The 10,594-nt window shown below is 36.9% G+C and carries 9 protein-coding genes; 7 read left to right on the forward strand and 2 right to left on the reverse strand.

What is annotated here, in order from left to right; genetic code table 11:
• The 5 genes from PHP31_07900 to PHP31_07920 all read left to right on the forward strand — a co-directional run.
• Positions 1-1,079, forward strand: a 1,079-nt coding sequence (locus PHP31_07900; GenBank protein ID MDD3739198.1) for an LptF/LptG family permease, incomplete at its 5' end; no start/stop codon positions are given.
• Positions 1,076-2,278: a glycosyltransferase gene (locus tag PHP31_07905; GenBank protein ID MDD3739199.1), complete on the forward strand. Its 1,203-nt coding sequence runs from the start codon at positions 1,076-1,078 to the stop codon at positions 2,276-2,278. The genes PHP31_07900 and PHP31_07905, both read left to right, overlap by 4 nt.
• A gap of 8 nt (positions 2,279-2,286) precedes the next feature.
• On the forward strand, positions 2,287-2,859 hold the full coding sequence (locus PHP31_07910) for a ribonuclease HII (protein MDD3739200.1): 573 nt from the start codon (positions 2,287-2,289) through the stop codon (positions 2,857-2,859).
• Positions 2,860-2,980: 121 nt separating this feature from the next.
• On the forward strand, positions 2,981-3,985 hold the full coding sequence (locus PHP31_07915; protein ID MDD3739201.1) for a PhoH family protein: 1,005 nt from the start codon (positions 2,981-2,983) through the stop codon (positions 3,983-3,985).
• Positions 3,986-3,993: 8 nt separating this feature from the next.
• Entirely contained in the window at positions 3,994-4,947 is a 954-nt protein-coding gene (locus PHP31_07920) for a phosphoribosylaminoimidazolesuccinocarboxamide synthase (GenBank protein ID MDD3739202.1), read from the forward strand.
• Here PHP31_07920 and PHP31_07925 read toward each other — a convergent pair.
• A complete protein-coding gene (locus tag PHP31_07925) occupies positions 4,944-5,864 on the reverse strand; it encodes a hypothetical protein (protein ID MDD3739203.1) in 921 nt (306 codons plus the stop codon). The two genes, PHP31_07920 and PHP31_07925, sit on opposite strands and share 4 nt — an antisense overlap.
• Before the next feature lie 897 nt (positions 5,865-6,761).
• Complete coding sequence (locus tag PHP31_07930; protein ID MDD3739204.1) at positions 6,762-7,631, reverse strand: nucleoside phosphorylase; 870 nt, start codon at positions 7,629-7,631, stop codon at positions 6,762-6,764.
• A 100-nt stretch (positions 7,632-7,731) separates the two neighbouring features.
• Between PHP31_07930 and PHP31_07935 the strand changes: the two genes are divergently transcribed.
• Positions 7,732-8,973 carry a CinA family nicotinamide mononucleotide deamidase-related protein gene (locus tag PHP31_07935; protein MDD3739205.1) on the forward strand — a complete coding sequence of 414 codons (1,242 nt, stop codon included), beginning with the start codon at positions 7,732-7,734 and terminating at the stop codon, positions 8,971-8,973.
• 114 nt (positions 8,974-9,087) lie between these two features.
• A partial coding sequence (locus tag PHP31_07940; GenBank protein MDD3739206.1) for a DUF349 domain-containing protein occupies positions 9,088-10,594 on the forward strand: 1,507 nt, incomplete at its 3' end.

Genomic DNA, 10,594 nt, shown 5'->3' on the forward strand with positions numbered 1-10,594 from the left:
CGTTTCCGTACGCTAATATGAAGTTTCGTTCAACCTTGTACGATGTCAGACAGAAAAAACTTGCGCTGAATATTCCCGAAAACGTTTTTTATTCGGGCTTAGACGGTTACGTTATTAAAATTGGAGAAAAAGGTAGTGACGGCTCTATCATCAAAAAAGTAATGATATACGACCATACCGACCAAAGGGGCAATAACAAACTTATTGTCGCCGATTCGGGAATTATGCAAAAAACCTCCGACGACAACTTTTTGCTGTTAACTTTGTACGATGGCGTCAACTACGAAGAACCTATTGAAGCTAACTTGGTTAAGGATAAAACCTATAGGAAAATATATTTTAAGCAAGAGAAAATAAAATTCGATTTGTCGCAATTTCAATTAGCAACCACCGATGGGAATTTGTTCAAAGATTCATATCATATGCTAAATAGCAAGCAGTTGCGGCAAGCAAGCGATTCGTTGGCTGTAGAAATAAAAGCACTTCACAAAGAAACTCACCGAACCATATCGAGTTACTTACCTTATTACAGTTATTGCGATTTCGGGAATAAGGATATTGTAGGCAAGACAGACAAGGAGTTTGACAGTAATTTTTTGCAGACTGCTAAAAATAATATTTATATCGTAAAAGATGCAGTAAATAATGTGCGAAATACCAAAACTTCATTTCAATACACGCAACAATTTGCCGAAACGCAATCCGTTTTGAAAGCGCGACACGACAACGAATTTAACAGAAAGTTTGCGGTCTCGTTCGGATGTTTTGTGCTGTTTTTGATAGGTGCACCGCTTGGAATTATCATCAGACGCGGAGGTTTCGGCTTGCCTATAGTGGTTTCGGTAGTTCTGTATGTAATTTATCACGTAATTTCATTTACAGGTGAAAAGGTCGTACGTTCTTTAGTCATCGATTCGTGGTTAGGCATGTGGATGGCTAATATTGTGCTTTTACCCGTAGGATTACTGCTGATGTACTATGCTGTTAACGATAGCATATTTTTAAGTTCCGAAACTTACAAACATCTGTATCAGAGATTGAAAATTAAAATCAAATCCCGTAGCAAAACTAAAAAATGATGAAGATATTAATGATATGCAATAAGTCGCCGTATCCCAAAACCGACGGAGGTGCAATTGGCTTATACAACAATATAACGGCATTATCAAAAGCAGGTTACAAAATTAAAGTAATTGCAGCCAACACCAATAAAAATTGGGTTAAAGCCGAAGATGTTCCCGACGATTTTATGGCAATAACAAATCTTGAACTTATTCCTGTCAATTTATCATTAAATGTGTTTTCGGCGTTGTATAACCTGTTATCGGGTCAGTCGTACCATATAAGCCGATTTTATACAAAACAGTTTGAAAACCGAATAATCGAAGTGTTAAAGTCTGAGGAATTTGATATTATTCAGTTAGAGTACCTTCCAATGGCTTTGTACATCGATGTTATCAGAAAACACACCAAAGCACCTATTGTTCTTCGCAACCACAATGTTGAATATAAAATTTGGGAAAAGATTACCAAAAACACAAAAAATCTGTTCAAAAAGTGGTATTTAAAGCAGTTGGTAAAGACTTTAAAACATTTTGAAATCTCGGCTTTAAGAAAAGCCGACGGCATTATTTCAACAACTACAATCGACGCCGACGAGTTTTTGAAACTTGCTCCCGGCAAAAAAGTAATTGCAATACCTACAAGTTTTAACATTGAGCAATTACCGAAAGACTATTCGCTTTGCGGCAATCCTAACATTTTCCATCTCGGAGCTATGAACTGGTATCCCAACGAAGAAGGCGTAAAATGGTTTGTTCAAGATGTGTTTCATTTAATTAAAAATCGAATTCCTGAAATAAATTTGCATTTGGCAGGTCGTAATATGCCCGAATGGCTTACCAATCTTAATGTTGATGGAATAATAGTTGATGGCGAAGTTGACGATGCTTTCGACTATATGAAAAAGTTCGACATAATGGTTGTTCCGCTACTTTCGGGAAGTGGAATTAGAGTAAAGATAATAGAAGGAATGGCTTTGGGTAGAGCTATCGTTACAACAACAATAGGAGCCGAAGGTATTAACGTTGAAAACAACAAAAATATCATAATAGCTGATTCTCCTTCTGATTTTGCCGATGCTGTAGTTTATTTGTACAACGATGCCGAAAAACGCCAACAACTAAGTGTTAATGCACGGTCGTTTGTAGAGGAGGAGCATACAAGCGAGAAATTAATGATTAAACTTACCGATTTTTACAATCGACTTAAAAAATAAGGCTCTAAATGTTTTCAAATTATTCGGGTTTTGAATACGAAGCAGGTTGCGATGAAGCAGGTAGAGGCTGCCTTGCAGGTCCTGTTGTTGCTGCTGCCGTTATCTTCCGAAAAAATTACAAAAACAACGCTATTATCGACAGCAAAAAACTTTCGGAGAAAAAGCGTAACGGCTTGGCTGAAATCATAAAAAAAGATGCGCTGCATTACGCAATTGCCACAGTCGATAATAACACCATAGATGAAATAAATATACTCAATGCTTCAATTCTTGCTATGCACAAAGCATTGGATATGCTACCGCAGAAACCCGAATTTATTATTGTTGATGGCAATAAGTTTAAGCCATACCACGATATTCAGCACAAGTGCATTGTCAAAGGCGACGATTTGTATCTTTCAATTGCGGCAGCTTCTATTTTGGCAAAAACTTATCGTGATAAAATTATGTGCAAACTTCATCAGGAGTTTCCTTTTTACAATTGGGACAAAAATAAAGGCTATCCTACAAAGTTTCACAAAATGCAAATTCATAACCACGGATTAACAAAACATCATAGGACAACCTTTAATTGCCTGTAAAACCAGTGTATATATGGCTTTTGTTTCATTTCTTTACATCCGTAAAAATACTTCAAAAAATCACCCAAATTAATGATTGATTTACTACCTTTGTAAAAAAATAAATGTGTAAAAAAAATAAATGAGCGAAATAATTATCAACATAGAACCGTACAATCCAACCGACATTTTTGGAATCCAAAACAATAACATTAACCTTCTCAGAGAATTATATCCTAAATTAAAAATCATTGCTCGCGACCAGCATATCATCGTGCTTGGTCAGGCAGAAGAAACCGAAGAGTTCAGACAGCTGATGGATAATGTTATGAATCATTTCGATAGGTACGGCAAAGTTGATAACAGTGATATTAAAAAACTTGCAAATGGGGATTACGCAGACAAAGAAGACGATGCCAACAGTGCCGATACCAACGTTTTGGTTTACGGACGTTCGGGAAATGTAATTCGCTCAAGGACTGTGAATCAGCACAGAATGGTTTCGGCAATTAAAGAAAACGACATGCTTTTTGCCATTGGTCCTGCCGGTACCGGAAAAACCTATACGGCTGTGGCATTGGCAGTCAAGGCATTGAAAAATAAGGAAGTCAAGCGTATTATTCTGACAAGACCTGCCGTTGAAGCAGGAGAAAATTTAGGTTTTTTGCCGGGCGATTTAAAAGAAAAACTTGACCCCTATCTACGTCCGTTGTACGATGCGCTGCAAGATATGTTGCCGCCCAACAAACTCATGTCGTACATCGACGAAGGAGTCATTGAAATTGCACCGCTCGCTTTTATGCGTGGAAGAACCTTAGAAAAAGCTTTTGTTATTCTTGACGAAGCTCAAAACTGCACGCTTTCGCAACTTAAACTTTTCCTAACTCGTATGGGTAGGATGTCGAAGTTTATTATAACCGGCGATATTACTCAAATTGACTTACCCAAAAAAAGTCAATCCGGCTTGCTTTATGCACAAAAAACTCTTGGACATATTAAAGGAATTTCTTTTGTGTGGCTTGACAGCAGAGATGTTATCCGACATGCCTTGGTTACCGAAATTATTGATGCATTCGATAAGTACGAAACGCAGCAAGAACAAGTAAGCGACAAAAAAGTTGAAAATAAAAATAACGAACCTAAATAAAGCAACAAATGCAAAATATTATAACTAAAACCGATTTAAACATACCCAATTGTACAAGCAAATACATAGGCAAAGTCCGCGATGTTTACAACATAAACAACGATTTGCTTGTTATGGTTACAACCGATAGAATTTCAGCTTTTGACGTTGTATTACCGAGAGCCATTCCTTACAAAGGTCAGGTTTTGAACCAAATAGCAGCCACGTTTTTAGACAATACTTCCGATATAGTTCCTAATTGGAAAATTGCAACACCCGACCCAATGGTTACAGTTGGAAGATTTTGCGAACCGTTTAAGGTAGAAATGGTTGTCAGAGCTTACCTTACGGGTCATGCTTGGCGCGAGTACAAAGCGGGAAAACGCACTTTGTGCGGTGTTCAGCTTCCCGAAGGAATGAAAGAACACGACAAATTCGACAAACCTATTATAACACCTACCACTAAAGAAGTTGACGGACACGATCAGGATATTTCTGCCGAAGAAATTGTTAGTAATGGTTTGGTATCAAAAAGCGATTATAAGATGTTGGAAGAATACACTTATAAATTATTTGAAAGAGGAACTCAAATGGCTGACCAAAGAGGACTTATCTTGGTTGATACCAAATATGAATTTGGAAAAAGAGACGGACAGATTTTTTTGATAGATGAAATTCATACTCCCGATTCGTCGCGTTATTTTTACAAAGAAGGTTATCAGCAACGTCAGGATAGAGGCGAACAACAAAAGCAACTTTCAAAAGAATTTGTTAGAGAATGGCTGATAGAAAACGGCTTTCAAGGATTGGAAGGTCAAGTTGTACCCAGCATGAGCGACGACTTTGTAAATCAAGTATCTGAAAGATACATTGAACTGTACGAAAAAATTACCGGAAACAAATTTGTAAAAACCGACACCGACAACGTGGCTCAAAGAGTACAAAACAACGTTAGCAATTTTATTTCGTCGTATTATCGTTAATCGAAATAATAATCTTGAAACAATTGGTGCAACTCGTCAAATCTTGACAAAAGTTTATCAATAATCATTCTGTTGTCGGAAATATAAGGCGTATTGACAAAACCTTCGTATTTTTCGTTGATATAATTTTGCACAATTAACGAAGAAAAGTCGTACATAAGTTTTTCAAACAAATCTTCTTCGTCAACTAACGACTGCAAATGAAAAATACGAGCGAAATTTTTCATCTTATATATTTTGGCGGTATCGCCGTTGCAATGCAGAACTTTACTTTTGTTTAAATCGGGGAGGTCGAAATAGTCTATAGAATCGGAAAACACAACCACACTCGGATTTGAATTTGAAAAAATAATAGGTAAGTCTAAAATTTCGCCTACGATAGCAATAATAATAGCGTAGGTGCAGCCAGTGGCATCTTGTTTTATATCTTTGAAAAGAGCCGAATTATTTAAAAAATTCCACTCAGGGTTGCTCTGAGAATTGATAATATCTCTAATTATCACAGGTGCAGCCGTCGGATTGTACGAGTTGTTTAATTCCAACCAAACCACCTTACAAAAATTGCGTATTCCGGTTTTAATTTCTTCAACAGTCGAATCGTAGTCGCTCATTAAATCATGCGACACAAACAAAGGACACACACTTGCAAAACAATCTTCAAGACTCATATACTCATCTTTGTCCCATTCATACGTGTTTTCCATTATGGCTTTTAAAATAATATGATTGAGAAGTCGAGACAGTTTGTTTTTATTGTCGTTGTTAATTTGTTCTTTCCTAAACTCATTGATTATTGAGTACGCATCTCTGCCGTATTCGTCGTACAAAGAAGTCGCAATAAGCTCAACAACGTCTGAGTTGTAATCGTCAAGTAGCGATAGTACGTTTTGCAGTGTGTCGGTGTTACTTAATAGCATTAAATTATAGCCTTATAAAATTAACGGCTGCAAAGTTACAGTATTGCTGTTATTCAACAAAGAAAAAGCGTAATTACTTTTCAACATGGAGATTGTTAATTGGAGGTTACGGGGTGCGTGGTGCGGGTTACGGGTTGCGGGTTATCCCGAAGTTTCTGGAGTCATTGAGTCCGGTAAAATTAGAAATTAGAAGTCAGAAGTGCCAATGCTTGTTTTTGCGATGTGGGTTTATTTCTGCGACTTTGTTAAGCTGTTTTGTAATCAATAAACTTTACTTATTTTGCAACCAATAATCTGACATAAATAAGATGAGCAATAGGCAAAATTTTACTCTAAAAAAGGGACGGCATACATTTCTTCTGAATGGAGTTCGAAATAAATCCTTAGTGAGAACGGGAAGTTCCGAGCCTGCGAGGAAATCACCCGCACGAACTTAGGATTTATGAGAACGTAATTCAGAAAAGAAATGTCAGCCTTGACTTTTTGGTTCTTTTGTGTCAAGACAAAAGAACGTAAGAAAGATTGAAACCTTTAAAGCTAAAAATAGCTACACACGCTTTACAAAAGCGTGCGAGCTAGGAATTTAAATTTAATAAGTTAATGCTTTTAGAAACAATTACCACACGATGCAATCGTGCGGTAGCGTGGGGGTAGCTCTTGGCTATTGGCTTTTAGCTCTTGGCTATATTTAGCAAACAGCTAACAGCAAACAGCTAACAGCCAACAGCCAACGGCTAAAGGTAAAAAAGTTACGAGTTTCGAGTCATAAGTTTCAAAATTCCTGACTCAGAACTCAGAACTCAACACTTCGGACTTCCGTCTTCGGTCTTCCAACCCTATAAGCCAACAGTCAACAGCTAATGGCTAACGGCTAAAAGCTAAAAGCTAACGGCTAATTTAAAGCCTACCAAGCACCAACTCAATCATTCTCTTAACATCTTCTTTGTAGTTGTTCGAAAATGTTTTATTGACTCTATTTGCAATAATGGTACAAATTGTAAGAGTATTATGTCCTAACATTTGTCCCAATCCGTACAAAGCCGAACTTTCCATTTCAAAGTTAGCGATAGGAATATTTTGGTAATAAAAATTTTCTACCAAACCGTTAAATTCGGGGAAAGCCAAATTCAGTCTTAGCTCTCTGCCTTGCGGAGCATAAAATCCGGGCGAAGTAAGCGTTATGCCGTGTTTTAAATCAAAAGCGTACTTCTCAAGCAAGCAACTGCTGGCTTTGACTGAATAAATACTCGGCAAGTTCGATTTCCAATCGGTATGTTTTATAAACTTGTCAATCAATTTTCTTTCAAAAACCGATTCGGAGTTTTCGTAAAAGTATAACAAACCGTCTAAGCCAACCGTATAAGCCGATGCAATGAAGTCGCCGGCGTTGATATTGGCGTTAAGTCCGCCCGAAGTGCCGAGACGTATCAAGTTTAAAACACGTTTGTTTTCTTTTACTATTCGGGTTTTAGGGTCAATATTAACTGCTGCATCAAGTTCGTTTACAACAATATCAATATTATCGGTTCCCATGCCCGTTGATATTACCGTTAGCCTTTTATTTCCAACATATCCGGTTTTGGTGTGGATTTCTCTGTTTTGTTTTTCAACTTCAACTTTGTCGAAGTATGAGGCTATAACGCTAACTCTAGCGGGGTCGCCGACAAGTATCACCGTATCGGCAATGTCGTCGTTGTGTAAGTGCAAATGGTAAACTGAGCCGTCGGCATTTAATATAAATTCTGATTCAGGAATTCTGTCTTTCATAAAATTGTCAATTTATTATTTTTGTACAAAGATAAACAAAACCGCAATCAACGAATATTTTTTTTGGTCGTGAGTTTTATTTAATAAAAAAATAATATTTATGAATGTTAGTATTTTAACCATAGGCGATGAAATTCTGAACGGATATATTGTAGATACAAATTCAGCTTGGATTGCTCAAGAAATCAATAGTTTAGGTTTGGAACTTGTTCAAATACTCACTGTGAATGATAATATAAGCAATATTGAAACAGCAATAAGGCAATTATTCGGCATTTCAGATGCAGTAATAGTTACAGGAGGATTGGGTCCAACAAGCGACGATTTAACGGTAGAAGCAGTTAGCAAGTATCTTGGCACAAATCTCATTCTGAACGACGAAGCTCTACGCGATATGGAAAATATTTTGAGCAACAAAAACATACCGCTTACAGAAACCAACAAAAAGCAGGCTTACCTGCCCGAAGGTTGCTTACCAATCAGAAATATGTGCGGAACCGCTCCGGGTGTGTTTTGCCAAAACAACAACAAACTACTTTTTGTTATGCCGGGAGTTCCTAACGAAATGAAAGTGATGATGAAAAATTTTGTTATTCCAAAATTAAGTGGTTTATCTGAAAACATCATCAACAACGTGTATATTCATACTTTCGACACACCCGAATCGTTGCTTTTTGATATTGTAAAGCTATTTGAAAAGGAACTACCAAAAAACATAAAACTTGCTTACTTGCCAAATTACGGAAAAGTAACGCTGCGACTGACCGAAATCATCAGCAAAAACCAAGCTGCAAACAGCAAAGCTGAATTTTACTCACAGAAACTGAAAGAATTATTGCTGAAAAACAAAGTTTTAATTTCGGAACATAAAACTTGGGAAGCGTTTCTTGCAGATTTGCTAACTAAGCAAAAACTGACAATTGCCACAGCCGAAAGTTGCACAGGCGGAGCCATTGCCAAAGCAATCACGTCGGTGTCGGGAGCTTCCGCATTTTTTAAAGGCAGCGTAGTTGCTTACTCAAACAGCATAAAACAAAGCATCTTAAACGTTCCTACAAGTGTTTTAGACGAATACGGAGCTGTTAGCGAACAGACCGTTACTTACATGGCAAAAGGTGTTAAAGAAAAATTTAATACCGATTGTGCTATTGCAGTTTCGGGTATTGCAGGACCTACCGGTGCTACAAATACCAGGAAAGTCGGTGATGTTTGGATTGCTGTTGCAATTGATAATAATTTAATTGCCAAAATGTTCCATTTTACCGGCGGCAGAACCGCAAACATCGAAATGAGTGCCAATACAGCATTGCGTATGATGATACAAAATTTACAACCAAAATAGAAATTTATGATGTGTCTCATATCAAAAAGTTCTTATCTTTGCCGTCTTTAAAAATTAATTAATAAAATAAAAAACGACCTTTAAATAGTTTAATTACTAACACTAAATTTTATAATGGAAGAAACTGTACTTAACAAAAACAACGAAGAACAGCAAGACAAAAACGTGCAAGATGGCACGAATACTCAGGAAACTAATACAAGTATTATTTCCGATGATGTTTTACATGGAATGACGGTTTTGCATCAAGATGTTTTCCCAAATATTGGGAAAGTTGAAAAAGCAGATTTGCAAGTCGAAGAAAAGGTAAATGAAAAGCAAGAAATGCCTGTAGAAGAATCGCCTGTTGCAGAAACTGAAAAATCCGTTAAAGAAGAAGTTAAATTTGAAGTAAGCGGTAGCGATATCGAAGACGATGAAGATGAGGATGACGACGATGAAATTGACAGCGAAGAAGAAAAAGATTTCGAGAGGCTGATTGAAACGTTTACAGTCGAACAACTTGTCGAAAAATTGGAGGAATTGGTTGTAAGCGAAGATATTCCGCACATTAAACCAAAAGTAGCTGCAATAAAAAGCTTGTATTTGGTTTTAGCTTCAAAAGAACAAGAGAAAAAACTGAGCGACAAGCAAGAAGACGATGAACAACAAGACGATACCGAAGTTGCTGTTGCCGACGAAAATATAATTACCGAAGAGTTGAAAGCTCGATTCGACGAAGCTTTTAATAAGTATAGAGCTAACAGAATAAAATATAACGAGAAATTAGAGGAGAAGAAAAAAGAGAATCTAAAGGTTAAGAATGAGATTTTAGAATCGCTCCGACAACTAATTGAATCGGAAGAAACTTTAAAGAAAACCTACGACGAGTTTAAAGAACTGCAAGAAAAGTGGAAAGCAGTAGGACCTGTTCCACGCAGTTCAGTTAGCGAATTGTGGAAAAACTACCACTTTTTAATTGAAAAATTCTTCGATAAAGTTAAAATCAACAAGGAGTTAAAAGACCTTGACTTGAGGAAGAATTTGGAATTTAAAATAGCTTTATGCGAAAAAGCCGAAGATTTACTTTTAAGCCAAAGCATTACTCGTTCGTTTAAAGAGTTGCAAAACTTGCACGAAGAATGGAAAAACATTGGACCTGTTCCGCAAGATAAAAGCGACGAAATTTGGGATAGATTCAAAATGGCATCCGACAAAATAAATGCTCGTCGTAAAGAGCATTTTGAAGCCATGCGTTCGGAATTGGAAGCCAATTACGCTGCCAAAGTGGTTTTGTGCAAGGAAGTTGAAGAAGTTGTTGCCAAAGAAAATAAAACTCACAAAGAGTGGACTGACGCAACCAACAAAGTAAACGAGTACTTTAAACTATGGAGAGGTGTTGGTAGAGTTCCTAATAAAGTAAACGAAGAAATTTGGGATAGGTTTAAATCGCAATTAGATGCGTTTTACGAAAACAAAAAACATTTTTACGATAAAATAAGAGAAGAACAACAAAACAATTACAACAAAAAGTTAAACCTTGTTCTTCAAGCCGAAAATCTTTCCACTTCCACCGATTGGAAATCAACTACTCGCGAATTTATCGATTTGCAAAAAGAGTGGAAAACCATAGGACCGGTTC

This window comes from Lentimicrobiaceae bacterium (assembly GCA_028697555.1).
In the GTDB taxonomy this organism is placed as follows: Bacteria; Bacteroidota; Bacteroidia; order Bacteroidales; family UBA4417; genus UBA4417.

Bases quoted from the DNA above. Each gene is read 5' to 3' on its own strand.
- PHP31_07905 (MDD3739199.1), top strand. From the start codon at position 1,076: ATGATGAAGATATTAATGATATGCAATAAGTCGCCGTATCCCAAAACC.
- PHP31_07910 (MDD3739200.1), top strand. From the start codon at position 2,287: ATGTTTTCAAATTATTCGGGTTTTGAATACGAAGCAGGTTGCGATGAA.
- PHP31_07915 (MDD3739201.1), top strand. From the start codon at position 2,981: ATGAGCGAAATAATTATCAACATAGAACCGTACAATCCAACCGACATT.
- PHP31_07920 (MDD3739202.1), top strand. From the start codon at position 3,994: ATGCAAAATATTATAACTAAAACCGATTTAAACATACCCAATTGTACA.
- PHP31_07925 (MDD3739203.1), bottom strand. From the start codon at position 5,864: ATGCTATTAAGTAACACCGACACACTGCAAAACGTACTATCGCTACTT.
- PHP31_07930 (MDD3739204.1), bottom strand. From the start codon at position 7,631: ATGAAAGACAGAATTCCTGAATCAGAATTTATATTAAATGCCGACGGC.
- PHP31_07935 (MDD3739205.1), top strand. From the start codon at position 7,732: ATGAATGTTAGTATTTTAACCATAGGCGATGAAATTCTGAACGGATAT.